The organism is Streptomyces sp. NBC_01003, assembly GCF_045162695.1.
Lineage (GTDB): Bacteria > Actinomycetota > Actinomycetes > Streptomycetales > Streptomycetaceae > Streptomyces.
The window spans coordinates 1,345,193-1,371,162 of record NZ_CP108707.1; the positions used below are offsets into that span (position 1 = coordinate 1,345,193).

The following is a 25,970-nucleotide window of genomic DNA, read 5'->3' on the forward strand; positions in this document are numbered from 1 at the left end:
GCGTGAATCCCTTACATGCATAGACCGAGCACGCCCCAGGGACTCATCGCTCGACGAGAGACATAAGCGGGCAGGTCGCACCGCCCGTCTACGTCACCCCGGGTGTCAGTCCCTTTCGACGTCGATGTTGGTCAACCGGGCGTAGCGCTGCGGGTCCCGGCGCCGGATGCGCAGGGCGATGTACATGCCTGCCAGCAGGACCACGGGCAGGGGTGCCAGGAGGACGGCGTTGACCGTGTCTGAAGCGCCCGTCAGAAGGTCGAAGTGGAGGACCGCCAGGACGGTGAGGAGCGCGAGACCGGCGAACGCGATCAGCGGGGACCAGACCACGCGGGCGGCCGACATGCCCCGTCGGTCGCGCCGGAAGAAGGCCCACACGGCGAGGGCCGCCAGGGCCTGCATGACCATGATGCCCAGGACGGCGATGCTGTTGGTCCAGATGAGGACCTGCGAGAACGGGTCGGCGGCAAGGGCGGCCCCGAGGAGGATCACCAGGAGGTTGAAGACGGTCTGCGTGCTCACCGCGATGCCCGGAGAGCCGTGCCGGGCGGAGACGATGCCCAGTCGCCGCGGCAGGAGTCCTTCGCGTCCGAGGGCGTAGAGGTAGCGTGCGGCGGCGTTGTGGAAGGCGAGGGTGGCCGCGAAGGCGCTGACGATGACGAGGGCGTGCATGGTGTCGGCCAGCCACGAACCTACGTACAACTCGCCTGCCCTGAAGGTGAGTTCGGGGCCGGTTGCGGCGCGGGCCATGGCCACCGCCTTGTCCGTGCCGAACGCGCCCATGATGAGCCATGCGCCGACGGAGTAGAACAGGGCGAGGAACCCGATGGCGATGAAGGTGGCACGCGGGACGGTGCGGCTCGGTTCGCGCACCTCCTCCGCGTAGATGGCGGTGGCTTCGAAGCCCGTGAAGGCGCCGATCACGATGACGAACATGCCCGCGATCCCGCCGGTGGCGAGCGTGCTCGGGTCGAAGGAGTGCACGTCGAGGGCCTCGGTGCCCCGGTGGCCGAGGATGCCGCCGTCCATGATGAGCAGGGTCAGCACTTCGAGGATCAGCGCGACGCCGAGGACCTTGGCACTGAGGGTCACCCTGAGCCAGCCGAGCACACCCACGGCGAGGACGCAGACACCGGAGAGCACCCACCACGGGATGTCCGCTCCGGTCGCGTCGTGCACCGAGCCGGCCGCGAAGTAGCCGAAGGCCGCAGCCACTCCGGGGGTGATGAGGTTGTACGACACCACGGCGACGTGGGCGATACCGACGCCGATGGTGCGTCCGAGGCCGCGGGCCACGTAGGCGTAGAAGGCGCCGGCGTTGCGTACATACAGGCTCATCGCCGTGAAGCCCGCGGCGAAGAGGACGAGCAGGGCGCCTGAGATCAGGTAGCCGAGGGGGGCGCCGGGGCCGCCGATGGCGATGGCGACGGGTGCCACGCCGGCGAGCACCGTGAGTGGGGCGGCGGCGGCCACCACGAAGAAGACGAGATCGAAGGTGCCGATCCGTCCGGAGGAGAGACCTCCGCCCGAGTCCTGCCCGGCGTCGCCGGGTGCGGGTCTACCGGCGGCTCCGGCCACTCCGGTGGCTCTGGTGGCTCCGGCCGCTCCGGCCGCGGGCTCGGCTGTGGACGGCTGGACGCTCATCGCTCCTCCTGCGGGGCAGAGGCGTCGCCGCCCGGTACGGAAATGGCGGGGAAGTTCGGGAAGTCGTGCTCGGGTGCGGGTCCCACGACGCGTCCGCCGTGGAGGACCAGGAGGCGTCGCGGGTGGGCCGCGACGGCCTCCGGTACGCCGGCTGCGGCGATCACGACGAGGTCCGCGCGGCAGCCGGGGGCGAGGCCGTAGCCGGTGAGGCCGAGTGCGGCCGCGGCCTCGTCGGTGGCCAACGAGGCCGCGTAACGCAGTTCCTCGTCGGTCATCAGGTCGCCTTGGAGGCCGATGACGGTGGCGCGTTCGAGCATGTCCGCGGTGCCGTAGGGCCACCAGGTGTCGCGGATGTTGTCCGAGCCGGCGAAGACGCGGACGCCGTGGTCGCGCAGGCGCAGCACGGGCGGCATGGAGTGCCGGGGGCCGTTCGTCATGATCGCCACTCCGGCCGTGGCCAGGGCGGTGGCGGTGCGGTCGAGTTCGGGGCCATCGACCTCTCCGAGGGCGTAGGCGTGGCTGACGGTGACGGTGCCGTCGAGGCCGAGTGCGGCCGTCCGCTCCGCGATGGCCCGCAGCTGCCGGGTGCCGGTCAGGCCGCCGTCGTGCAGATGGATGTCGATGCCCGCTCCGTGCCGCTCGGCCAGGCCGAAGACGATGTCGAGCTGGCCGTCCACGTCCCCGTCGAAGCCCGCCGGATCGAGCCCGCCGATCAGGTCGGCGCCCTCCGAGAGCGCCGCGTCGAGGAGGTCGGCGACGCCCGGCGCGGTGACCACGCCGCTCTGCGGGAACGCGACGATCTGGATACCCAGCCGGTCGCGGAACTTCTCCCGCACCTCGACCAGCGCGTGCAGGCCGTCCAGACGCACGTCCGGGTCGATGTCGACGTGCGACCGCACATGGCCGGTACCGAGGGACACCATGCGGTGCGCCAGAGCCGTGGCCCGGTCGGCCACCGGTACGTCGGTGGAGGCGCGCAGGGCCCGTTCGTTCGCGATGTGTTCGCGCAGCGTGGCCGAGGTGGGGTGCGGCTGCCAGGGTGCGCCGAGCAGCGTCTTGTCCAGGTGGGCGTGCCCGTCGACGAGCGCGGGCAGGACGAGTGCGCCCCTGAGGTCGATGCCGCCGGGCCCGACGACCGACCCTCGGCCGGTGTCGGGCCGGCCGGGCTCGTTGGGCCGGCCGGCCTTGTCGGGTTGGTCGACCAAAGCCGTGACCCGACCGTCCGCGAGGTGGATGTCGGCGCGCCGGCCGTCGGGCAGCGTGGCGTTCCTGAGGACCTCGGGGGCGAGCGGGATCGACGGGGTGTCGGCGTGATGCGACACGACTTCCTCCAACTGTTCGTTCGGCGCCCGGCACGACTGACCAGCCGGTCGGCGAATCCGGCGGAACGCTGCTGGTGAGCGGCGGGCAACGACAAGCTAACTGGTATACCAAATACCAGGCAATGGTCTGTGGGATCTTGTTTCCGCGGTCTGCGATGATCAGGAGCACCCCCGGGGGCGGTCACGGCCGTGCCCGCTCGCCACTGAAGAGGACTCGATGACCACCCGCGCTGACCGCCGCCCCACGATCGGTGAGACCCACCAGTCCCTGAGAGAGCGGGTCTACGTGGAACTCCGCGAGCGGATCATCGAGGGGACGTTCCCGGCGGGCATGCGACTGGTGGAGCGCGAACTGGCGGAGCAGCTGGGCGTCTCCCGCATCCCCTTGAGGGAAGCCATGCAGCGGCTCGAACGGGAGGGCTTTCTGTCCGTGCAGGCCAGGCGCGGCTCCGTGGTCACGGATTTCGGCGCGCAGGACGCGACGTACCTCTTCGACGTCCGGGAGAACCTCGAGGGCCTGGCGGCGGGACTCGCGGCGCGCCACGCGACGACCACCCAACTACGCACGATGGAGCGCCTGTTGACGCGCAGCCGCAAGGCGTCCGACGCGGGTCGGCTGCGCCAGGCCGTGGCGCACAACGCGGACTTCCACCAGCAGATCGTCGAGGCGTCGGGCAACCCGCTCCTCCAGGAGCTGATGGCACCTCTGGACGCGCGACTGCGCCGGCTCTTCCGGCTGACCTCCGACCTCAACGACGGCGATCCGATGTGCGGGGAGCACGAGCGTCTGTACGAGGCTGTCCGCGACCGCGACGCGGTCCGCGCGGAGGAACTGGCCCGACGCCACGTGGCCGGCACCCGCGACTCGGCGCTGCGTTACTTCTCCGACACGGCGACGCGGATCGCTGACGGAGGCAATGGCGTGGACAGCGGCACCGACGCGGGCTGAGCAACGCGGGAGGCCAGGGCCCCCGCCTCCCGCCACTCCTGTCCGAGGAGCAGCCCCGTGCCGAGTTCCGTCAGGCGGTCCGCCGGGTCCGGGCGCTCGCCGAGGCTCCGCGTTCTGACGGCGTTGTCGATCACCGCGAGGACCGCGCGGACGGTGATCTTGGCCTCGTCGAGGGCGCGGGCCGGTGGGGGTCATGCCCGCACGTCGCTGTTCGCCGCCGATGATGCCTCCGCGACGGGGAGTTCCGTCTTGCCGGGGAAGTGCTTGTGGAGGCTGGGCCCGGCGCCCACAACCTGCGCGATGTCGTCGGTGTTCACCGACTGGAAGCCGCGCTCGTCGAAGGCGCCGGGGCGATCTGTTCCGGGCCGGCGGTTCCGCTACTCGACGGGTGCGGCGGCCGGAGTCACCGCCTCCTGCTCATCTAGGTCCGCAACCTTCGACTCCATGCCCGGCGCCGGCCGGAACGCGGCGAGGCAGCCCGCGCTGACCAGCGCCATCACGGCGAAGGCGCTGGCGACCGGGATCCATGAGTCTCCGGCGGCACTGAACAGCCAGGTCGCCGCCGCCGGAGCCAGCGTGCCGATGAGCCCCGCCGTCTGGAAGCTCATGGAGAGGCCCGTGTAGCGCACCCGGGGAGCGAACCAGCCGGATATGAGCGTGCCGATCGAGGCGTACGCGACGGTGCTGGCGAGCATCGGCAGGCACATGGCGAGCCAGAGTCCGGGCACGGAACGGGTGTCGGCGAGCCAGAACATCGGGAAGGCCACGACGAGGTGCAGCAGGATGCCGGTCAGCGTCACCCGGCGCAGCCCGAGGCGTTCGGCGACCAGGGCGGCCAGCGGGGTGCACACGATGACGACGACGGAGGCGGCCGTGCCGGCGCCCGCAACCTGCGAGTCGGTGAAGCCGAGTTCGTTGACGGCATAGGTCGACATGAAGGTGACGACCACGTAGTAGCCGCCGACGGTGATGAGGAAGGCGCCGGAGGCGAGCAGCCAGGTCTTCCAGGCGTCGCGGACGACGGCGACGAACGGTGCGGCCTGCTTCTCCTCGGCGGCCTCGGCCCGGCGTGCCGCCTCGAACTCGGGCGACTCCTCCATGGAGCTGCGGATCACGAGGCCGACCAGCACCAGGACGGCGGACAGCAGGAAGGGCAGGCGCCAGGCCCAGCCGACGAGTGCGTCATGGCCCGCCAGTGCCGCGAGCGCGAAGACGCCGGTGGACATGAAGTAGCCGACCCCGTCGCCGACTTGAGGGAAGGAGCCGAAGAAGGCCCGGCGCCGGGGCGGGGCGTGTTCGACGGCGAACAGCACCGCGCCGCCCCACTCGCCGCCGACCGCGAGCGACTGGACCATGCGGATGAGGACGAGCAGGAGCGGCGCGGCGACGCCGATGGAGGCGTAGCCCGGGAGCAGGCCGATACAGAAGGTGGCGCCGCCCATGAGCGTCATGGACCAGATCAGGGCGCGCTTACGGCCGTAGCGGTCACCGATGTGCCCGAACACGACCGCGCCGAGCGGGCGTCCGAGGGAGCCCACGAAGAGCGTCGCGAACGACATGAGCGTGCCGAGCGCCCGGTTCATCTCGGGGAAGAACAGCTCGGGGAAGACGAGTGCGGCGGCGGTGGCGTAGATGCCGAAGTCGTACCACTCGACGCTGGTGCCGATCATCGAGGCCCCGGCGACCTTCCACGGACCGGACCGGCGCCGTGCTCCCGGGTCCGTAGCGCCACCTGCGACTGTGCTCATGTGCGTACTCCTTCACGGCCAACAATTGGGTTCGCCATGGACCCAAAAACGTGGGGGCGACGCTAAGGCGGTCGTCAGGGCCTGTCAATAGGGTTCACGCCAAGTCCAATATCATGGCCACCCGGGGGCATGACGGGACGCGCGTGACCCGCGAGTTGGGAGAGGGCCCGTGAGCAACAGCGAGAGTCGTGACGAATGGACGGCCGGAACCCGCCAGGCGGCGTCGCACGCCGTGGTGGCCGAGGCGCTCCGGCAGCGCATCGCGCTCGGCGGCTTCGGGCCGGGCGACCGGCTGCCCACCGAGCGGGAGCTGTCCGCCGTCTTCGGGGTGGGGCGCAACACCGTGCGGCAGGCGGTGCGTGAACTGGCCGAAGAAGGCCTGGTCACGACCACGTTGGGGCGAAACGGCGGCACTCGCGTGGCGCCCATCCGGCCCGGCGGGGAAGGTTCCCGGGCCGCGATCACCGCGACGATCCGGGCCTCGCTGCGCGACTACATGGAGTACCGCCTCGCGATCGAGCCGTACGCGGCGCGCCTCGCCGCCGAGCGCGGGGCGGGGGCGGCCCGCCGCGAACTGGTGGCGATGCTGGAGAACCAGGTCGCCGACCTCGGCGAGTACCACCGTTGCGACACCGCGTTCCACCTGGGCATCGCGGCCGCCGGCGGGAACGAGGTGCTCGCGGAGGCGGTGACGCGGGCCCGCGCCGAGATGTTCGTCGGCGGCAACGCGCTGTGGCTCGGCTCCGACTGGAGCCGCGTGTACCCGGCGGAGCGGGACTTCGGCTCCGCGTTCCGGGAGGAGCACGAGGCCATCGCACTCGCCGTGCTGTCCGGCGACGGCGACGCGGCAGAGGCGCGGATGCGGGATCACCTGCTCGACTCGAACCGCCAATTCCTGGCGCTGCTCGACCAGTTCGCCGCTCAGGACTGACCTCGGGCGCACCCCCGCACCCCATACGACCGGCCCCCTGCACCCGCAGTCCGTACGCCCGTCGATTGACGCGCGCCCTGGGCGACGCCTAATCTCCGAAATGGGTCCAGGTGAGACCCAAAAAGCAATTCCGCAGCGCGCGACAGGAGAGACGCCCCGTGCACTCTTACGACGAGGACCTCACTCAGCAGGTCATGGACCACCTGCTGCACCGACTCCGGCTCGACCCGCCGCCGCTCGGTCGCCTCGGCGACCACCAGGAACTGACCCTGGCGCTCAAGGACGCGATCGGACCCGCCCCGCAGCCCCCCGCCGATGTGCTGCGCACCTACACCGACGCCCTGGAGCCCACGGTCGTCTCGTGCGACCACCCGGCGTTCCTCGCGTTCATACCCGGCGCCCCCACCAAGGCCGCCGCCCTGTTCGACATGGTGCTCTCCGCGTCCTCCCTGCACGGCGTCTCCTGGCTGGAGGCGTCCGGCGCGGTCGCGGCGGAGAACCAGGTGCTGCGCCTGTTCGCCGACCTGGCGGGGCTGCCCGCCAACGCCGGCGGCTGCTTCGTGAGCGGCGGCTCCGCCGGAAACCTCTCCGCCCTCGTCGTCGCCCGCGACACCGGCCGCCACCGCCGCGGCCTGGACGAGCGCGCTCCGGTCCGGATCGCGGTGAGCGACCAGGTCCATTCCTCGGTCGGCAACACACTGCGCATCCTCGGCGTCGAGCCCCTCGTCGTGCCCACCGCCGACCACCGCCTCACCGGCGAAGCCCTGCGCGCCGCGCTGGACGCCGCCGAGCGGGACGGCGGCGCGCCCGTCGTCGCCGCCGTCGCCACCGCGGGCACCACCAACGCCGGCATCATCGACGACCTCGAAGGCGTCGCCGAGCAGACCCGCGCCCGTGACCTGTGGCTGCACATCGACGCCGCGTACGGCGGCGCGGCGCTCTTCGTCCCGGAGCTGCGCGAGCGGCTGCGCGGCATCGAGCACGCCGACTCGCTCGTCGTCGACCCGCACAAGTGGATGTTCGCGCCCTTCGACTGCGGCGCGCTGCTCTACCGCGATCCGAAGCTGGCCCGCGCGGTCCACACCCAGGACGCGTCCTACCTCGACGCCATCCACGGGGCGGACGGCGCCGACGACGAGACCGAGTGGAACCCGAGCGACTACGCGTACCACCTCACGCGCCGCCCCCGCGGTCTTCCGCTGTGGTTCTCGCTCGCCGTGCACGGCACCGACGCCTACCGCGACGCCGTCGCCCGGGGCGCCGACATCGCCCGTCGCACCGCCCGCCTCGTCGAGCGGACCGAGGGCCTGGAGCTGCTGCGCGAGCCCGAGTTGACCGTGGTCCTCGTGCGTCGCACCGGCTGGCAGCCGGAGGACTACTACGCCTGGTCCAAGAGGCTGCTCTCCTCGGGGACCGCCTTCGTCACCCCGAGCGTCTGGGAGGGCGAGACGGTCGCCCGCCTCGCCTTCCTCCACCCGGACATCACCGAGGGGACCGTCCGCGCCATCCTCGACTCGCTCGTCGACGAGGGGTAGACCGGGCGCGGGACATCACGGCGACGGGGCGCGCCACCGGGCCGCACACGGGTCAGCACGTAGACACCGGCGCGCCACCGGGCCGCACACGGGTCAGCACGTGGACCGGGGCGCGTCACCCGTGCCGTACAGGGGTCGGCACGTGGACCGGGGCTCGTCAGTCACCGTGCCGCACAGGGGTCGGCGGCTCGTCAGCGCCCGGGCGTCGCCGCCTCGACCGGCTCCTTGCCCATGCGGCTGCGGGCCGCGCGGACCGTGGACGCCGGCGTGGGGGCCAGCGTCCGGTGGAGGTTGGTGCGCATGGTCGACGCGGCGTCGAGCACGTAGTTCTGCCGGACCTTCCACGGACTGCGGTCGCCCTGTCGGGGGAACGCGTCGATGGAGCGCTTCACGTAACCGGAGGCGAGGTCGAGCAGCGGGCGCTCGTTCAGAGCGCCCGTCGGCCTGGGTTCCACGGCCGCGTAGTCGTGGCGGCGCATGTGGTTGAGCACCTTGCACACCAGCCGCGAGGTGAGGTCGGCGCGCAGCGTCCAGGAGGCGTTGGTGTAGCCGATGCACACGGCGAAGTTGGGTACGCCGGTCATCATCGCGCCGCGCCACACGAACTGCCGGTTCAGCGCGACGGGTTCACCGTCGACGCGCGGCGCGATGCCGCCGAAGGCGAGGAGCTTGAGTCCGGTCGCGGACACGATGATGTCGGCCTCCACGACGCGGCCCGACTTCAGGCGGATGCCCTCGGGGACGAAGCGGTCGATGTGGTCGGTGACGATGTCGGCGTCACCCGAGTTGAGGACCTTGAACAGGTCCGCGTCGGGCACCGCGCACAGCCGCTGGTCCCACGGGTCGTACGACGGCGTGAGGTGCTCGTCGACCAGCCGGTCGTCCTTGACGATGCGCTTGTTGAGCCCGGTGAGCACGCGCCGCGCCACCTTCGGGCTGCGCCGGCAGAACTGGTAGACGCCGATGGTGAACAGGATGTTCTTGCTGCGCACCACCCGGTGGGCCACTCCCGCGGGCAGGGCCGCGCGGATGCCGTCGGCGAGTCTGTCGCGGGAGGGCAGCGAACTGATCCAGGTAGGGGAGCGCTGGAGCATGGTGACGTGGGCGGCGCTCTGCGCCATCGCGGGGACCAGCGTGACGGCGGTGGCCCCACTGCCGATGACGACTACGCGCTTGCCCGCGTAGTCCAGGCCCTCGGGCCAGAACTGCGGGTGCACGACCGTGCCGGAGAACGAATCGGCCCCCTCGAACTCGGGAGTGTGCCCCTTGTCGTAGTCGTAATAGCCCGCGCAGGAGTAAAGGAAGTCGCAGGTGACGGTGGACAGCGCACGGTGGCCAGCCTCGTCGGTGCGCTCCAGCGTCAGGGTCCAGCGCGCCGCCTCGGTCGACCAGTCGGCGGCGAGCACCTTGGTGCCGTAGCGGATCCGGCGGTCGATGCCGAACTCGGCCGCCGTCTCCTTGATGTAGCTCAGGATGGACCCGCCGTCGGCGAGCACCTTGCGGTCCCGCCACGGCTTGAACGGGTAGCCCAGCGTGAACATGTCGGAGTCCGAGCGCACGCCCGGGTAGCGGAACAGGTCCCACGTCCCGCCCATGGACTGCCGCGCCTCGATGATCGCGTACGAGCGTTCGGGGCACTCGGTCCGGAGCCGGTACGCGGCGCCGACACCGGACAGGCCGGCGCCCACGATCACCACGTCGATGTGCTCGGCAGGGGCCCCGGAGCCCGCGGTGCTGGAGTCTGCGGTGTGCGTCATGTTTTCCAGTGTCGGGAACCACAGCCCACAGGAATTGACCTGGGACGACAGATCTTTGACCCTGTACGACATGTCCGTGATCAGATCGGCGGGGTTGCGCGGCTTTCGCGCCACGGTGGCGGAGCTCGGCGGTGACGCCGACTCGTACGCACGGCAGGCCGGTTGCCCACCGGACGCGCTCGACGTGGACGACCTCCTGGTGCCCGAGGAGGCGATGGCGACGGTGCTCGAACTCGCCGCCGCCGACCTCGGCTGCGCCGACCTCGGGCTGCGCATCGCCGCCCGGCAGGATCTGGGCATGCTCGGCGCGCTGGCCCTCGCGATCCAGAACTCGGACACCCTCGGCGACGCCCTGGAGTGCACGAGCCGCTACCTCTTCGTCCACGCCCGCTCGGTGAACCTCAGCCTCGAACCCGATCCGTACGGCACGCCGGGGATGGCCGCGCTGCGCTACGGCGTGCGCGAGGGGGTGGTCGCGCCGCCGCAGGGCATCGACCTCTCCCTCGGCTTCATGCACCGGGCCATCAGATATCTGGTCGGCCCGTACGGACTGGGCTCCGTGGAACTCCCCCACCCCTTGCTCGCCCCGCTGTCCGTGTACGAGGACTTCTTCGGCGTACCCGTCAAGGGCGACCGCCCCGCGGCGCTGCTGCGCGTACCCCTGAGCCTGGCCAACCGGTCGCTCGGCGGCAGCAACGCGCACCTGCGCCACCTCGCGCTCGCCTACCTCGACGAGCAGTTGCCGAAGGAGCCGGCGGACGTCGTGGGCAGCGTCCGGGCCGTCGTCGAGCAGTCGCTCGGCACGTCGTCGCCCGAGATCGGGGCCGTCGCCGGCCTGCTCAACGTCCATCCCCGGACCCTCCAGCGGCGGCTGCGCGCCGCGGGCACGACGTTCGCCGAGGTCATCGACGAGGAGCGGCGCACCGCCGCCCGCCGCTACCTCACCGCCACCGACCTCCCCCTCGGCCAGGTCGCCCTGCTCCTCGGCCTCTCCGAGCAGTCGGCCCTCAACCGCTGCTGCCGGCGATGGTGGGGCGCCACACCTCGCGCGATACGCCTGGGCACGCAGGGACAACCGACCGACTCGTGAGCGAGCCTTGGACCCGACCGGCCGACGCGGGCCTTGGGCCGACTGCTCCACTGCGCCGCCCACCCCGCTCCGTCCCACTTATGGTGCTTTACGAGGATGGTCCGGCCGTGAGGACGTAGGGAGTGCGCATGCGGCGTCTCACGTGGGCACGGGCCGTGGCGGCGGTCGTCCTGGGGAGCGTCCTCGTCGTCGCCGGGCCGCAGGTATCCGCCGCCCACGCCGAGAGCCGCCGCGCGGAGTGCGGCACCGACGCGTACCCGTGCTCCGGGGTGAACTGGCTGTACGAGTACAACTTCGCCCTCGGGCTGCATCCCTTCACCACCCCGCACGACGTCCGGTCCCAGCTCACGCACCACTTCTGGCTGTTCCCCGTGAGCGGCAGCGGCTGCCGGGGTTCGGTGCAGCAGGGCGATCAGTGTTCGCTGGTGGGCGACAACCCCGTGTCCGTCGAGCGCGTCGGGAGGACCTACTTCCAGATCACCACGCTGCCGGGACACACTCTCGGGGACGGTCTCCACATCCGGTTCTCCTTCTCACGGACGCTCGGCATGCACTTCCTGACCGTGCGCGCCTGGTACGACGAGGCGACGACGTGCACCAACGGCTGCAGTGTGGTGAGCGGGCTCGGCGCCCTGGCGGTGTGGCAGGTCCTTGCGGACACACTGAAGATCTCGGCGTTCGCCGCGTGAGATCGTGGGCCACGCCCGCTCGTTGCTCACTCGAGTCCAAGGAGAAGCGTCGTGACCGGTTCGGCACCGACCTCTGATCTCACCGGCTGGCAGAAGGCGCCCTTCACGGGCGCCGGGCTGACCTACGACGTGTACGAGAAGGGCAGCGGCCCCGGCGTCGTACTGATCCCCGAGATCCCCGGCATCACGCCCGCCGTGCTCGGCCTCGCCGACCATCTGGTGGAGCAGGGGTTCACGGTCGCGATCCCGTCCCCGTTCGGCGAGCCGGGCCGCGAGGAGTCCGTCGGCTACTCCCTCAAGGTCCTGACCCGGCTCTGCGTCGCCTCCGAGTTCCGCGCCTTCGCCACGAACGCACGCCGCCCGATCGCGGACTATCTGCGCGCACTGGCCCGCGATCTCGCGGCGCGCACGCCGGGGCCCGGGGTCGGCGTCATCGGCATGTGCTTCACCGGAGGCTTCGCGCTCGCCGCCGCGGTGGACGACGTCGTGCTCGCGCCGGTGCTCAGCCAGCCGTCGGTGCCGTTCCCGGTCAGCGGGGCGCGGCGGGTCGACCCGGGCCTGTCCCGCGCCGAGTTCGACACGGTCGTCAGCCGCTCCAAGGAGTCCGGCCTGTGCGTGCTCGGCCTGCGCTTCAGCGAGGACAGGGCGGTGCCCGCCCAGCGGTTCCGCACGCTGCGCGAGCACCTCGGCGACGCGTTCGAGGTCATCGAACTGGACTCGTCGCCGGGCAACGCGGGCGGCTTCGCCAAGTCCGCGCACGCGGTGCTCACCACGGAGGTGCGCGAGGAGCCGGGCAACCCGGCGCTCGCCGCCCGCGAACGAGTCGTCTCCTTCCTGCGCGAACGGCTGGTTTCAGAGGCTTCGTAGATCCCGGGACCTGGCGCGGGGGCGCAACCTTCCTGCAACGTAGCGGGGAGTTGACTGTGGCCCCGCGACACCGTCCTACGGAAGGAGCCTGCCGTGAGTGACGAGGCCCCGCGTGTGGAGCTGACCCCGGCGGCCGCCGATCTGCTGCGGCGGCTGCGTTCGGCCCATGGGCCCCTGATGTTCCATCAGTCCGGCGGGTGCTGCGACGGCAGCGCTCCCATGTGCTACCCGGAGGGCGAGTTCCGTACGGGCGGCAGCGATGTGCGGCTCGCGTCCCTGACCGTGGAGGGTGTCGCGGAGCCGGTCGCGTTCTGGATGTCGAAGAGCCAGTTCGAGGTGTGGAGCCACACGCGGCTGATCGTCGACGTGGTCGAGGGCCGCGGCAGCGGCTTCTCCCTGGAGGCACCCGAAGGTGTACGTTTCCTGATCCGTTCCCGGCTGGTCGGCACGTAGCCATCGACGTGCCCCTCCGCGTCTGATGAACTCCCTTGTGACAGAGGTGAGTTACGCGGACAGCAGGGGGTCACATGAGACATCGCGACGGACGCTACAGATCGGCCCTCTCGGCCTGTGCCGCATTCGGCGCGCTGGCCGGCACCGTCCTCGCCGGGGCGGCGCCGGCCAGCGGCGCGGAGGGCGGCGGCACTTCGATCGCTCCGGGCGTCACGTACGAGGAGTTCGACATCCCCGCGGCGAAGGGGCTGACGCACGCGCATGTGCTGAGCGTCGATCTGCGCAACGCGCGCGTGCGGGTCGATCTGCTGCACCCGGACGCGGTCGGCGGACGGGCCACCGTCTCCTCGCTGGCCGACGAGAGCGGCGCGGTCGGCGGCGTCAACGGCGACTTCTTCAACATCACCGAGTCCCAGCACCCCGGCGTAGAGGCCACCGGTGCCTCCGTCGGTCCGGCCGTCGCGAGCGGCCGGACGCTCAAGGCCGCCGTACCGGACGGCCAGCGCTTCGGTCCCGCGCTCCCGCCCGGCACCACTACCGAGGACGTGCTCGGCGTGGGCGTCGACCACCGCGTCCGGCTCGACCGCATGGCCCTCGACGGCTCGGTCAGCGCCGACGGCCGACGGCTGCCGCTCGGCGGCCTCAACCAGTACGCACTGCCCGTCGGTTCGGTCGGCGCGTTCACCTCCGACTGGGGCGCCGTGTCGCGGGTGCGCGCCACGTGCGGCACCGACACGAACCGGGCCGCGCCGTGCAGCACGGACACGTACGAGGTGACGGTGCGCCACGGCCGTGTCGTGTCATCGGCCGGCACTCCCGGCAGCGGTCCCATTGCGTCCGGCACCACTGTGCTCGTCGGACGCGAGGCGGGCGCGCAGGAGCTGCGGAAGCTGTCGGCGGGCGACCACGTCCGGATCAGGCACCGCCTGGTGGCGGCGACGTCGCACATTCCCTACCAGTTCGCGGTCGGCGGCTACCCCGTACTGCGGGACGGCGCCCCGCTGCCCGGCCTCGACGCGAAGACGGCCGCGGTCCGCACCGCCGCGGGCACCACGGCAGACGGCCGCCGTCTCTTCCTCCTGGCCCTGGACGGCGCCCCGCAGTACCGCACCGGCCTGACCATCGCGGAAGTGGCGGACGCGATGCGCAAGCTGGGCGCGGACGACGCGTTCAGCCTGGACGGCGGCGGATCGTCCACCCTGGTCACGAGGGACCCGGGCGCCGCGACGACCACCGTGAGAAACCACCCGACGGACCCCCCGGAGCGCGCCGTGGCGAACGGGATCGGGGTCTTCTCGCGACGCTGAGCTCCGCGCTCACGCGGCCAGGAACTCGTCGCGGAGGGCTACTCGGAGCCCTCCGCGCACCGCCCGTCTCACGCCCTGTCACGCACCGCCACAAGCCCGTTGAAGACCCCCACATACGCTGTTCCGTCCGGGCCGAGCGTGACCGGGGCCCAGTTGTTGTCGTAGGTGATGCCCGTTCCCGCGAGTTGCTTCCAGCGGGGTTCGCCCGTATGGAAGTCGACTGCCGTGAGGTACCAGGCATCTATGCCCAGGGAGTTGGGGTCCTTCGTGTAGAAGTACAGGAGGCCGTTCGCGGTGGAGAGTTTGGGGACCGTGGAGGGGGAGCGGACCTTGCTCTCCCATACGGTGTCGCAGCCCGAGCCGTCCTTGCGTACGTCGACCCGGGTGACGCCGCCGACGACGGAGCGGCCGAAGGTGAGTGAGGTGATGTTCTCGTAGCCGTAGTTGTTCTCGACGACGAGGCTGTTGCCGTAGCTGATCAGGGAGTTGTCCGTCGTGGAGGCGCCGGAGCCGAAGACGGGGACCTTGCAGACGAGACGCTGGTCGTCGGGGACGTCGCGGCCGCGGCGGTAGACCAGGATGTTCATGCGGTCGTCCGCGTTGTCGGTGATCGCGACGTAGTCCTCGCCCGAGCCGAACAGGTCGGGTGTGGTGCCCGAACCCTGGTTCACCGAGCCGGGCTTGGTGCCCGTGCCGCGGTCGTACGTCTGGCGCCAGACGGGCTTGGGAGTACCGTCCGCCGCCGCCTCGAAGCTGTAGAGGGCGTGCTCGGAGACGATCGAGACACCGTCCTCGGCGACCGAGAAGGAGTTCTGGATCTCCTCCCCCGGCAGCTGGATCGACTTGATCGTCCCGTTGGCCGGGTCGACCGTGCCGACGCGCCCCTGTCGCGTCACCCACCAGACGCGGCCCTGCCAGTCGGGCATCACCGACGTCACCGGGTCGCAGGTGCCGCTCGGGTAGAGGTTCGTCCAGCTCACGCAGTCGTGCGGCACCTGCCCCGTCAGGTCCCAGTCGTCGGTCACGCGGAAGCTCCAACTGCCGTCCGCCGCCTGCTCGTGCGCGAGTCTGATGATGTGCTGGCGCGAGTCGGCGAGGACGAGCCGGTCCTCGTTGTCGAGGTACGAGTAGGCGCCGCCCGAGGTGTCCTTGAAGATCTTCGAGAAGTCGAGCCGGGTGATGGCCTCGACGGTGGACGGGCGCTGCGGGAGCTTGTACTCGGCGAGGGTCTTCAGGGAGTGCGGGTCGAGCAGCTTCACCAGGAACCCTGTGAACGTGCCGCAGACGGTGACGATGCGGCCGTCCTTGTCGAAGGTCACCGTCGCGCATTCGCCGCCGAGCGCGGCCATCTTCTCGCTGCTCACCTCGGGCTTGTTCCCCAGCGGCCCGCTCCAGGGGTACGTGCCGCTGCCTGCCGCGTCCGCGTGCATTCCGCTGCGGCCGTTCGCCGCGAGATACGGGTGCTGCGGTGGCGCCTGACCCGGCACGGGGCGCGCCTCTGCGGGCGCTCCCGCGTACTGCTCGACGAGCCGGTGACCGGGCGCCTTGGGGATGTCGTCCGCCTGGGCGGGGTACGCGACACCGGCCGCGGCGATCGTCATGGTCAGGGCGAGGGCACGGCTCAGAGCTCTGCTCGTCATGGCGCGAAGCTAAGGCCACACCCTTGAAGTGTCCATGCGCACACGGGTGTTGTTCACGAACCCGAAACGATCTACGGACCCGTGGGCGACGGCCGATGGATCAAGGATGCAGACTGCTCACGATCCCCGCCGTAGCCGTCAGGCCGTTGTGCAAAGTGGGCGCCATACTCGTGCCGGCCAGCAGGAATCCCAGCAGCACGCAGACCATCGCGTGCGAGATCTTCATCGCGCCGTTGCGCAGAAAGACCACCGCCAGGATCAGAAGCAGCAGCACGACCGAAATCGACAGGGACATCGCCGAACCTCCTCCGCCACGCCAACACCGCGGCCTTCGGCCGCAAGTGTGGCGTAGCGGAGGCTGCGCCCGGGCGAGTGACGTGTCCGCCGAACGAGTGATGTGGCGGCGGACGCCTACTTCTCGTGGGCGTCGAGGAACGCTTCGAGACCCGCGAGGTCGTCCGTGTTGAGGTGGTCCACCCCGGCAGCGAGCAACTCGCCCCACACGGCGTCGCGCTCGGGTCCCGCGACGTCGGGCGTCGCCCAGAAGCGGACGCGGCGGCCCTCCCGGTGGGCGGCCGACACGATGGAACGCAGCTTCTCGCGCTCGGCGGCCGGGATCGGCCCCGCACCCTGCCAGGTGAAGTTGTTGGCCCAGTTGTCACTGATGAGCGGAGTGAAGGAGGCGGGCGCGGCAGCGCCGAGGTCGGTGAGGCGGCCGTCGTAGAACGCGCTGCGCGCTCGCTGCCGCTCCATGGGCTCGCGGGCGGCGCGGTCCCCGGAGATCACCGCGGTGACCGCGCCGGTGCGCACGCGGCCGTGGGCGTACGTGGTGAACAGGTGGCGGTAGCCGCGCAGTTGGCGGTCGAGTTCGAGGTAGGTGGCCGCGCCTTCGGTCTTGATGTCGACGAGAAGCTGGAGGGGCGTGCGGTAAGCCCGGTACACGGAGCCGTGATTGGCCCTGACGCGGGCCGCGAGCGGCTCCAGGTAGAGCGCCGCGAGGGTGCGCTTCGGGTCGAGGTCGATCGGGTCGTGCGCGACGAGGAGCTCGCCGTCGACGAGGTAGATGTCCGCCTCGACGCTGGCGAAGCGGTGGTCGAGGGCGTCGAGGAGGGGCCGGGGGTGCTCGTAGTCGTTGTGTGCGTGGGCGCGCAGCAGGGGGCGGGGGCCGCGTCCCCGCTCGGACGCCTGCGCGTACCCGGGCACGGCGACGGTCGCGGTGACCGCCGCGGCGAGGGTCGTGAGGGCTCTGCGACGGGTGAGGTGGGCCATGTGTTCCTCCCGGGGAATGCCGTACGGGCCTCAGCGAGTATGAGGTCCCGCACGTCTCAATGGGCGATACCAGGGAGGGAGTTGGCCGGACCTGCATGCGGCGTTCACCTGTGTGCTCAGGGTGAATGACGGGCAGCCGGGCGGGGGTCGGACCGCCCCTCGTTCACCTGCCTTCTCCGGCGGAGCCCAGCGCGTCCCACGCCACCGTCCGGCCGCACCAGCGCTCGAGGAGACGCCGGTCGTGGCCCACGGCCAGCAGCCCCGCGCCCGTCTCCGCGCGATAGTCCTCCACAACGCCCACCAGGGCCGCCGTCGTGGACGCGTCGAGCATCGCCGTCATCTCGTCGCAGATCAGCCAGCGGGGGCGCAGGGCGAGGGACCGGGCGAGGCAGGCGCGTTGCAGCTGGCCGTCGCTGACCTCGTGGGGGCGACGTGACAGGAGGTCGGCACCCAGGCCGACGGTCGCGGCCAGCTCGCCGACGCGATCGTCCGGTTTCAGGCCGGTGGCCCGCAGCGGTTCGGCGATGAGGTCGGCGAGGCGCAGCCGTGGGTCGGCCGACATGCGCGGCTGCTGGAAGACCACGCCGAACGCGGTGCGCTGCTCGCGGGGCGCGCGGTGGCGCCAGCCGCGGGCCGGCTCCCCGTCGATGACGACGCGGCCGGAGTCGGGGCGGTGGAGCAGGGCGGCGACGCGAGCGAGGGTGGACTTGCCGCAGCCGCTGGGCCCGAGAAGCCCGACGGCCTCGCCGGAGGCGATGGTCAGGCCGGCGTTCCGCACGACGGGGTTGCCGCGCTCGTACCCGGCGGTGACGGAGATCAGTTCAAGCACACGGCGCCTCCGGCGGCACGGTCGCGGGATGGTGGCAGGCCACGCCGTCCGCGAGTGCGGGCCGGGTCCCGCAGGTGTCGGCGGCGCGGTCGCAGCGCGCGGCGAACGCGCAGCCGGCCGGGAGCGCGCCCAGTTCGGGCGGCATCCCGGGAATGGGCGTGAACTCGCGGTCGGGCAGCGCGTCGAGGAGGCCGCGGGCGTACGGGTGCCGGGGCCCGGGGCCGCCGAAGAAGTCGGCGGCATCGGCGAGTTCGACGATGCGGCTCGCGTACATCACGGCCACGCGGTCGGCGATCCGCTCGGCCGCCGCGAGGTCGTGCGTGATGAGCAGGAGCGCGCGCTCCGCCCCGATGTGGCGGCGCAGTTCGTCGACGGTGCGCTCCACGAGGTCGCGGTCGAGTCCGGTCGTGGGTTCGTCGGCGAGGAGTAGGGGCGCGCCGCCGACCAGGGCCAGCGCGGTCGCGGCCCGCTGGACGAGCCCGCCGGACAGTTCGTGCGGGTGCCGGTCGAGATGCCCGGCGGGGAACGCGGCGCGCTCCGCGGCCTCCTCGGCGGCGGCCCGCAGCCGTGGCCCGCGTCGCACGCCGGTCAACTCACTTACGGTTTCCTCCAGTTGGGAGCGGACGGTCCGTACGGGCGTGAGGTGCGCGGCGGGGCTCTGCGGTACGAGGCCGACGCGGCGGCCGCGGACGGTGCGGGCCAGTGTGCGCTCGTCGGCGGCGAGCAGGTCGAGGTCGCCGATGAACGCGGACCCGGCGGTCTCCGCGTTGCCCGGCAGGAGCCCGAGGAGGGCCGACGCGAGCACCGACTTGCCGCATCCGCTCTCCCCGACGAGGGCCAGGCACTCGCCGCCCGCGAGGTCGAAGCGTGCGCCGCTGACGGCCTGCACGTACACGCCGTCTCGCATGCGGAAGCGTACGGACAAGTCCCTTACGGACAGCACGGGTTGGGGCCCGGTCACAGCATGAGCTCCGATCGGCGGCGGGGGTTGAGCCGTTCCCGCCAGGCGCCCGCGAGGCCCGCGATCGCCAGGGTCGGCACGATGATGAACAGGCCGGGGAAGAGCGTCGGCCACCAGTCCCCGGCGAGCAGCGAGCCGCGTGCGGACTGGACGAGGGTGCCCAGGCTCGCCTGGTGCGTGGGCAGGCCCAGGCCGAGGAACGACAGGGCGGACTCGTGCCAGATGGCGTGCGGCACCATGAGCACGGCGGCGAGCGCGGCCTGCGGAAGGACGCCCGGCAGCAGGTGGCGCACGGCGATCCGCCACCGCGACGAGCCCCCGGACACGGCCGCGTCGATGTACGGCCGTGAGCGCAGGGAGAGGACTTCGGCGCGCACGATACGGGCCGTGGACAGCCAGTGCGTGAGCGCCACGGAGACGACGACCGGCCAGACGCCCGGCCGGAACATGGCGACGACGAAGATGCCCAGGAGCAGGTGCGGCACCGACGAGAAGACGTCCACGAGCCGCATCACGACCCGGTCCGTCCAGCCTCCGACGGCGCCCGCGAGCGCGCCCACGGCCGTGCCGATGACGGTCGCCACGACGGCGGCGACGACCCCGACGAGGAGGGAGACGCGCAGCCCGTACACGCAGCGCAGCAGCAGGTCGCGGCCCACGTCGTCGGTGCCGAACGGATGGGCCCACGAGGGCGGTTGAAGCTTGGCGGCGAGGTCTACGGCCTGTTCGTCGAGGTGCGCGAGGAGCGGCACGACGAGGACGGCGAGGACGACCACCGCGACGAGGACGGCGGACGTGCGCACCCGCCACGCGCGCGTGGAGCGGCGCGCGCCGCCGTAGGTGCGCCAGGTGAGCTCAGCCATCGAAGCCCACTCTCGGGTCGGCGAGGCCGTAGAGGAGATCGGCGGCCAGGTTGCCGAGGAGCACGGCGAGCGTGGCGAGGACGGTCAGCGCGGCGAGCAGCGGGAAGTCGACGGACGTCGCTGCCTGCACGGTCGCGGCGGCGATGCCCGGCCAGCTGAACACGGTCTCCACCAGGAGCGCGCCGGTGATCAGTTCGGGTACGCGGGAGCCGATGAGGGTCAGCACGGGCAGCATTCCGGAGCGCAGGGCGTGGCCGAGCAGGACGGTGCGCGGGGCGAGTCCGCGTGCGCGCGCCCCGCGGACGGGGTCCTCCTCAAGTGCGTCGCCGACGCCCTGGCGTACGTACAGGACGAACCAGGGAAGTTGCGAGACGGCGAGGACGGCGGCGGGGAGCACCAGGTGCGAGGTGACCTGTCCGGCGGTGATCGTGGTGCTGCCGGTGTCGGTGAGTCCGCCGGCCGGGAGTGCGCCGAGTCTGAGGGCGAACAGCCATACGGCGAGCAGGCCCAGCCAGAACGGGGGCGCGGCTTCGAGGGTGTAGGCGACCGCGGTGACGGTCCGGTCGAGCCAGCCGCCCTGGCGTCGCGCCGCGAGGACGCCGAGCGCCGTGCCGAGCAGGACGGCGGCGAGGAAGGCGGTGGCCGCGAGCAGGACGGACCAGCCGATGCGTTCGCCGACGACGTCGGCGACGGGCTGCCGCAGTACGGAGGAGTCACCCAGGTCGCCCTGGAGCGCGGAGGTCAGCCAGTCCCACCAGCGGGTGACGAGGGGCCGGTCGACGCCGAGGTTGGCGCGGAGCTGGTCGAGGTTGTCCTGCGAGGCGGTGAGACCGGCCGTGCCCGCGTAGGCCTTGACGGGGTCGAAGGGGGACGCGGCGGCGATCGCGAAGACGCCGAAGGTCACGGTGGCGAGGACCGGGACTGCGAACAGGATCCGCCGTCCCGTCAGGCGCGCCATCGGCCCCCAGGGGAGCCGCCGCTTCACGAGGCCGACTGCCACTTCTCGACGTTCCACCAGGGGCCGGAGGCGAGCCCGTGGTCGTGCGGCTCGACCTGGGTGGTGAGGTCGCCGAACCGGTCGCCGACGACGTAGAGGTGGTCGATGTGCGTGAGGAAGGTGTAGCCCGGGTTCTTCACGAGTTCACGCTGCACGGTGTCGTACGCGGCCTTGCGCCTGTCGCGGTCGTCGGTCCTGCGGGCCGCGTCGAGCGCCTTGTCGACACGCGCGTTGTCGTACCAGGCCATGTTGTTGAAGCCGTCGCCCGCGAGGGAGGACTTGAGGAGCGTGTACTGGTCGAAGTCGGGGTCGGCCGGGGAGCCGCCGCCGGCGAGGACCGCGTCCTTGGGCATGCGCGGCTCGATGACCTCCCAGGTGCCGGACTCGACCTTGATCTGGATGCCGAGCTTCTTGGCGTCGGAGGCGTAGGCGAGGGCGTGGTCCTGGCGGAGCTTGTCGCCTGTCAGGTACCAGAGCGGGAAGGAGGCGCGGACGCCGTCCTTCGCGCGGATCCCGTCCTCGCCGGGTTTCCAGCCCGCGTCGTCGAGGATCCTCCTGGCCTTCGCGAGGTCGTGGGTGCGCTCGGTGCCCTCGGTGAACCAAGGGCTGTCGGTCGGGACCGGGCCGTACGCCTCCTTGCCCGCGCCGTAGAGGATCGAGTCGACCATGGCCTTGCGGTCGACGCCGATGTCGAGCGCGCGCCGCACGGCGGTGTCCCCGGCCACCTTGTTGCCGGTGGGCAGGGTCACGACGCGGTAGTCGAAGGTGCGGGCGGCGTACGTCTTCTTGTCGCCGTCGCTCTTGAACGTCGCGGCGAGGTTGGGCGGCAGGATGGCGCCGTCGAGGTCGCCGGAGCGCAGCCGGGTGGCACGCACGTCGTCGTCCTTGATGACGGCCATGGTGAAGTTCCTGACCTTCGGCTCGCCGCCCCAGTAGCGGGGGTTGGCCTTGAAGGTGAGCTTCTCGCCCTTGGACCACTTCACGAGCGTGTATGGCCCGGTGCCGACCGGCTTCGTGGTGAAGTCACCGGTGTTGACGTCCTGCTTGCCGGCTATGTGCTCGGGCGCGATGGGCAGGACGGTGCGCTCGGCGAACGGGGCGTAGGGGTACTTGAGGCGGAAGACGACGGTGTCGTCCCCCTTGGCCTCGACCGTGTCGACGGCGTCGAGCTCCGCCTTGGAGGCGTTGTTGGTCTTCTTGTCGAGGATCGTCTCGTAGGTGAAGACGACGTCCTTCGCCGAGAAGGGCTTCCCGTCACTGAACCGCACGCCGTCGCGCAGCTCGTACGTGTACGTGCGGCCGTCGGCGCTCACCTTCGGCAGGGCGGCGGCGAGCGCGGGCTGCAGCTTCATGTCCGCGTCGTGGGTGAGCAGCCCGTCGAAGACCTTCGAGTTGCCGTCCTTGCCGTAGCCCAGGAGCGGGCTGAGCGTGTCCGGTTCGTAGGCGATGCCCACGACCGCGCTCGACGCTGCCCGCCCCTTGCCGCCCCCGCCAGAGCCGCCGGGCGCCGAACAGGCCGCGGCGGTCACCGACAATGCGGCGACCGCCGCCACCGCTGTCGCACCTCGCGCCGGCCTGACCACCATGCCCACCCCTATTGAAGATCAACTCTTATTGCGAACGGGTCGCAATAATGCCATCTCGTCAAGGGAAGGTAAAACCCGGGGTCAGGCCCGGCGTCGGACCCGGGGTCAGGCCCGATGTCATGTCTGGCATCGGACCCGGTGTCAGGGCGCCCGGAGGTCGACCAGCTCGGCCAGCTCCTCCCGGTGTCTGCCCGCGGAACCCAGGGCGATCGAGTCGGCCTTGGCCCGCTTGAGGTAGAGGTGGACGGGGTGCTCCCAGGTCATGCCGATGCCGCCGTGCAGCTGGAGCGCCTCCTCCGCCGCATGGACGGCCGCAGGTCCCGCGTACGCCTGGGCGACGGCCACCGCGACATCGGCGTCGTCGCTCGCGGCGGCGAGGGTGTCCGCCGCGTTGCGGGCCGCGGCACGGACGCCGACGACCTCCAGCCACACCTGGGCGAGCCGGTGCTTGAGCGCCTGGAACGAGCCGACGGGCCGGTTGAACTGGTGGCGCTCGCGCGTGTAGCGGACCGTTTCGGTCAAGCACCAGTCGGCGAGGCCGAGTTGCTCGGACGCGAGAAGTCCCGCTCCGGCCCGCAGCGCGCGGCGGACGGCCGGAACGGCGTTGTCGGTCAGCACGCGCGCGCGTGCACCGGCGAAGGTCACCGTGGCGACGGGCCGGGTGGGGTCGAGGGACGTCCGTACCTCGACGGTGACGCCGTCGTCGGTGACATCGACCGCGTACAGGCCGCTGCTCGTCGGTACGAGGAGCACATCGGCCGCCGCCGCGTCGGCGACGCCGGTGACCCGCCCTTCCAGCCGGCCACCCTCTTCCCGTACACCGGTGAAGGCCTGGCCGGGCGCGGCCGACAGGGGCACGGCGAGCACGCCCACCGTGCGGCCCGACGCGAGCGCGCCGAGCAGCGTGGAGGCCTCGTCGCCCGAGCAGTCGAGGAGCGCCTCGGTCGCGACAACGGCGCTGGTGAGATAGGGAACGGGGGCGACGGAGCGCCCCAGCTCCTCGAGCACCACGGCCACTTCGCGGTGCGTCGCACCCTGGCCGCCGAGCTCCTCGGGGATCAGCAGGCCCGCGAGCCCCATGCCCTCGGCGAGGGACTTCCACAGCGCGCGGTCGTGCGGCTCCTCCGTCTCGACGCGGGCGAGCACCGACGCGGCGTCGCAGTGGGCGGCGAGGAGGCCGCGCACGGCGGACCGCAGCGCCTCTTCCTCCTCCGTGTACAGCAGATCGCTCATCGCGCGAGGTCCTTCCAGGCGACGTCCTTGTCGGTGCGCGGCTCGGACGGCAGTCCGAGGACGCGTTCGGCGACGATGTTGAGCAGGACCTCGCTCGTCCCGCCCTCGATGCTGTTGCCCTTCGCGCGCAGATAGCGGTATCCGGCGTCTCGGGCCAGGAAGTCGACGACGGCCGGCCGGCGCATGGTCCAGTCGTCGTACAACAGGCCCTCATCGCCGAGGAGTTCGATCTCCAGGCCGCTGATCTCCTGGTTGAGGCGGGCGAAGCCGAGCTTCATGCCGGAGCCCTCGGGGCCCGGCTGGCCCGCGACGAGCTGCTGGCGCAGGCGCTCGCCGGTGAGGCGGGCGACCTCGGCCTCGACCCACAGCTTCAGGAGCCGCTGGTGCAGGTCGTGGGTGCGCAGCTCGGGGCGTTCGCGCCAGGTCTTCGCGACCGCGGAGATCATGCCGCCCTCGCGCGGGATACGGGAGCCGCCGATCGACACGCGCTCGTTCATGAGCGTGGTCTGCGCGACCTTCCAGCCGTCGCCGATCTCGCCGAGGCGGTGCGCGTCCGGGATGCGGACATCGGTGAGGAACACCTCGTTGAACTCGGCCTCGCCGGTGATCTGGCGCAGCGGCCGCACCTCGACGCCGGGGTCGGTCATGTCGCAGATGAAGTACGTGATGCCGCGGTGCTTGGGCACGTCCGGGTCGGTGCGGGCGATGAGGATGGCCCAGCGGGCGGCGTGCGCGCCGGACGTCCACACCTTCTGGCCGTTGATCACCCAGTCGCCGGTGGCCTCGTCGCGCACGGCACGGGTGCCGAGGGCCGCGAGGTCGGAGCCCGCGCCGGGCTCGCTGAACAGCTGGCACCACACCTCCTCGCCGATCCACAACGGGCGCAGGAAGCGCTGCTTCTGCTCGTCGGTGCCGAAGCCGAGCACCGTCGGGGCGGCCATGCCGAGGCCGATGCCGATGCGGCGCGGATCGTTGTCCGGGGCGTCCGCCACGGCGAGTTCGGCGTCCACGACGGCCTGGAGCGAGCGCGGCAGACCCAGCCCGCCGAGGCCCTGCGGGTAGTGCACCCACGCGAGCCCGGCGTCGAAGCGGGCCTTCAGGAAGTCGGTACGGTCCGTGGTCGCGGGCGGATACGCGGCCAGCAACGTCTGCGTGCGGCTGCGCAGTTCGGCGGCGTCGGTCATGCGCCCGCCCCCTCGTGGCCGGGCACCACGGCGACGCGGCCGGTGGTGACGCCGTCGGCGACGCGCTGCACGGCAGCCGCCGCGCCGCCCAGCGGCACGCGCTCACTGATCAGCGGCTTGATCGCGCCGCGCGCCGCGAGCTCGGTGAGCTGCTCGTGGCAGTGCGCGACCAGCTTCGGGTCCTTGGTGTTGTACAGGCCCCAGTGCAGGCCGAGGATCGCGTAGTTCTTCACCAGGGCGTGGTTGAGGGCGGGGCTCGGGATCGTGCCGCTCGCGAATCCGACGACGACGATCCGGCCCTCGAAGGCGACGACCTTCGTGGACTGCGTGTACGCCTCGCCGCCGACCGGGTCGTAGATGACGTCGGCGCCCCGGCCGCCGGTGGCCTCCTTCACGGCGGCGATGACGTCCTGCGCGCGGCGGTCGATGACGACGTCGCAGCCGAGATCGCGGGCCGCCTTCGCCTTCTCCTCGCCGCCGACGACGCCGATGACGGTGGCGCCGGCCGCCTTGCCGAGCTGGACGGCGGCGCTGCCGACGCCGCCCGCCGCCGCGTGTACGAGGAGCGTCTCGCCGGCCTGGAGGTGCGCCCTGCGATGCAGGCCGAACCAGCCGGTCTGGTAGCCGATGTGCAGGGCCGCGGCCTCGGCGTCGTCGAGCGCGTCGGGCGCGGGCAGCAGGGCGGCGGCGTCCGCCACGGCGTACTCGGCGAAGCCGCCGTGCGGCAGCGCGGGGTTGGCCAGCACGCGGCGGCCGTCCTCGGTCTCGCCGCAGATCTCCACGCCGGGCGTGAACGGCATCGGCGGCCGCACCTGGTACTGGCCGCGGCACATCAGCGCGTCGGGGAAGTTGATGTTCGCCGCGCGCACCCTGAGCAGGACCTGGCCGTCGCCGGGGACGGGCCGCTCGACGTCGGCGAGCTCCATCACCTCGCTCGGCTCGCCGTTCCGGTGCACTTGCCATGCCTGCATGCGGGGCCTCCACGGGACTTCTTCGTCTTACCGGGTTCGCTCGCATACTAAGCGGTCGCTTGGAGATCTGGGAACAGGCCGGGGGCCTTTTTCGCGTACGCGTCGCGGTCATGTCCAAGGCTTGTCGCAGGCATGGAGCTTTCGG

23 protein-coding genes and 1 pseudogene are annotated in these 25,970 nt (G+C 71.8%); 8 read left to right on the plus strand and 16 right to left on the minus strand.

The genetic code is table 11. The annotated features are described in order from the left end of the window. Positions 1–105: 105 nt before the first annotated feature. Together OG698_RS06325 and OG698_RS06330 are read right to left on the minus strand one after the other, a co-directional pair. Complete coding sequence (locus OG698_RS06325) at positions 106–1,644, minus strand: APC family permease (protein WP_406101956.1); 1,539 nt, start codon at positions 1,642–1,644, stop codon at positions 106–108. Continuing rightward, a complete protein-coding gene (locus tag OG698_RS06330; RefSeq protein ID WP_406101957.1) occupies positions 1,641–2,966 on the minus strand; it encodes an amidohydrolase family protein in 1,326 nt (441 codons plus the stop codon). The genes OG698_RS06325 and OG698_RS06330 overlap by 4 nt, the downstream gene beginning before the upstream one ends. Positions 2,967–3,183: 217 nt before the next feature. Here OG698_RS06330 and OG698_RS06335 point away from each other — a divergent pair, with 217 nt between their 5' ends. Next, a complete protein-coding gene (locus tag OG698_RS06335) occupies positions 3,184–3,915 on the plus strand; it encodes a GntR family transcriptional regulator (RefSeq protein ID WP_406101958.1) in 732 nt (243 codons plus the stop codon). A gap of 191 nt (positions 3,916–4,106) precedes the next feature. On the opposite strand, the pseudogene OG698_RS06340 reads toward OG698_RS06335, so the two are convergent. Both OG698_RS06340 and OG698_RS06345 read right to left on the minus strand, forming a co-directional pair. Further along, positions 4,107–4,244, minus strand: a pseudogene (locus OG698_RS06340) (hypothetical protein); the annotation flags it as partial. 48 nt (positions 4,245–4,292) lie between these two features. Beyond that, on the minus strand, positions 4,293–5,663 hold the full coding sequence (locus OG698_RS06345; RefSeq protein ID WP_406101959.1) for an MFS transporter: 1,371 nt from the start codon (positions 5,661–5,663) through the stop codon (positions 4,293–4,295). A gap of 169 nt (positions 5,664–5,832) precedes the next feature. Here OG698_RS06345 and OG698_RS06350 point away from each other — a divergent pair, with 169 nt between their 5' ends. Both OG698_RS06350 and OG698_RS06355 read left to right on the plus strand, forming a co-directional pair. Further along, positions 5,833–6,594 (plus strand): FadR/GntR family transcriptional regulator, encoded by a 762-nt coding sequence (locus OG698_RS06350; RefSeq protein WP_406101960.1) that lies wholly within the window; start codon positions 5,833–5,835, stop codon positions 6,592–6,594. Between the two features lie 158 nt (positions 6,595–6,752). Further along, positions 6,753–8,129: a pyridoxal phosphate-dependent decarboxylase family protein gene (locus OG698_RS06355; protein WP_406101961.1), complete on the plus strand. Its 1,377-nt coding sequence runs from the start codon at positions 6,753–6,755 to the stop codon at positions 8,127–8,129. Between the two features lie 191 nt (positions 8,130–8,320). Here OG698_RS06355 and OG698_RS06360 read toward each other — a convergent pair whose 3' ends face one another. Beyond that, positions 8,321–9,886, minus strand: a complete 1,566-nt coding sequence (locus OG698_RS06360; RefSeq protein WP_406101963.1) for a flavin-containing monooxygenase — start codon at positions 9,884–9,886, stop codon at positions 8,321–8,323. A gap of 70 nt (positions 9,887–9,956) precedes the next feature. Here OG698_RS06360 and OG698_RS06365 point away from each other — a divergent pair, with 70 nt between their 5' ends. From OG698_RS06365 to OG698_RS06385, 5 genes are all read left to right on the plus strand, one after another. Further along, complete coding sequence (locus OG698_RS06365; protein ID WP_406101964.1) at positions 9,957–10,976, plus strand: AraC family transcriptional regulator; 1,020 nt, start codon at positions 9,957–9,959, stop codon at positions 10,974–10,976. A 128-nt stretch (positions 10,977–11,104) separates the two neighbouring features. Further along, a complete protein-coding gene (locus tag OG698_RS06370; protein WP_406101965.1) occupies positions 11,105–11,665 on the plus strand; it encodes a hypothetical protein in 561 nt (186 codons plus the stop codon). Between the two features lie 51 nt (positions 11,666–11,716). Further along, positions 11,717–12,532, plus strand: a complete 816-nt coding sequence (locus OG698_RS06375) for a dienelactone hydrolase family protein (protein WP_406101967.1) — start codon at positions 11,717–11,719, stop codon at positions 12,530–12,532. A 93-nt stretch (positions 12,533–12,625) separates the two neighbouring features. Continuing rightward, complete coding sequence (locus OG698_RS06380) at positions 12,626–12,985, plus strand: DUF779 domain-containing protein (RefSeq protein ID WP_100593059.1); 360 nt, start codon at positions 12,626–12,628, stop codon at positions 12,983–12,985. A gap of 74 nt (positions 12,986–13,059) precedes the next feature. Continuing rightward, a complete protein-coding gene (locus tag OG698_RS06385) occupies positions 13,060–14,292 on the plus strand; it encodes a phosphodiester glycosidase family protein (RefSeq protein ID WP_406101968.1) in 1,233 nt (410 codons plus the stop codon). Positions 14,293–14,360: 68 nt separating this feature from the next. Here the strand turns inward: OG698_RS06385 and OG698_RS06390 are convergent, their stop codons facing one another. The 11 genes from OG698_RS06390 to OG698_RS06440 all read right to left on the minus strand — a co-directional run bounded on the left by OG698_RS06390 (position 14,361) and on the right by OG698_RS06440 (position 25,825). Next, on the minus strand, positions 14,361–15,932 hold the full coding sequence (locus tag OG698_RS06390) for a hypothetical protein (RefSeq protein WP_406101969.1): 1,572 nt from the start codon (positions 15,930–15,932) through the stop codon (positions 14,361–14,363). A 100-nt stretch (positions 15,933–16,032) separates the two neighbouring features. Next, entirely contained in the window at positions 16,033–16,227 is a 195-nt protein-coding gene (locus OG698_RS06395; protein ID WP_100593056.1) for a hypothetical protein, read from the minus strand. 116 nt (positions 16,228–16,343) lie between these two features. Then, positions 16,344–17,201: a phosphatidylinositol-specific phospholipase C/glycerophosphodiester phosphodiesterase family protein gene (locus OG698_RS06400; RefSeq protein WP_406101971.1), complete on the minus strand. Its 858-nt coding sequence runs from the start codon at positions 17,199–17,201 to the stop codon at positions 16,344–16,346. 163 nt (positions 17,202–17,364) lie between these two features. Continuing rightward, positions 17,365–18,030, minus strand: coding sequence for an ABC transporter ATP-binding protein (locus OG698_RS06405; RefSeq protein ID WP_406101972.1), 666 nt, complete (start codon positions 18,028–18,030; stop codon positions 17,365–17,367). Beyond that, a complete protein-coding gene (locus OG698_RS06410; RefSeq protein ID WP_406101973.1) occupies positions 18,023–18,991 on the minus strand; it encodes an ABC transporter ATP-binding protein in 969 nt (322 codons plus the stop codon). Before OG698_RS06410 ends, OG698_RS06405 begins: the two co-directional genes overlap by 8 nt. Beyond that, a complete protein-coding gene (locus OG698_RS06415; RefSeq protein ID WP_406101974.1) occupies positions 18,988–19,854 on the minus strand; it encodes an ABC transporter permease in 867 nt (288 codons plus the stop codon). Before OG698_RS06415 ends, OG698_RS06410 begins: the two co-directional genes overlap by 4 nt. Then, a complete protein-coding gene (locus OG698_RS06420; protein WP_406110879.1) occupies positions 19,847–20,812 on the minus strand; it encodes an ABC transporter permease in 966 nt (321 codons plus the stop codon). Before OG698_RS06420 ends, OG698_RS06415 begins: the two co-directional genes overlap by 8 nt. Positions 20,813–20,835: 23 nt before the next feature. Further along, positions 20,836–22,437 (minus strand): ABC transporter substrate-binding protein, encoded by a 1,602-nt coding sequence (locus OG698_RS06425; RefSeq protein WP_406101975.1) that lies wholly within the window; start codon positions 22,435–22,437, stop codon positions 20,836–20,838. Positions 22,438–22,578: 141 nt separating this feature from the next. Beyond that, positions 22,579–23,670 (minus strand): acyl-CoA dehydrogenase family protein, encoded by a 1,092-nt coding sequence (locus OG698_RS06430; RefSeq protein ID WP_406101977.1) that lies wholly within the window; start codon positions 23,668–23,670, stop codon positions 22,579–22,581. Continuing rightward, positions 23,667–24,854 (minus strand): acyl-CoA dehydrogenase family protein, encoded by a 1,188-nt coding sequence (locus OG698_RS06435; RefSeq protein WP_406101978.1) that lies wholly within the window; start codon positions 24,852–24,854, stop codon positions 23,667–23,669. The genes OG698_RS06430 and OG698_RS06435 overlap by 4 nt, the downstream gene beginning before the upstream one ends. Continuing rightward, positions 24,851–25,825 carry an NADPH:quinone oxidoreductase family protein gene (locus tag OG698_RS06440; RefSeq protein ID WP_406101979.1) on the minus strand — a complete coding sequence of 325 codons (975 nt, stop codon included), beginning with the start codon at positions 25,823–25,825 and terminating at the stop codon, positions 24,851–24,853. The genes OG698_RS06435 and OG698_RS06440 overlap by 4 nt, the downstream gene beginning before the upstream one ends. Between the last annotated feature and the right edge of the window lie 145 nt (positions 25,826–25,970).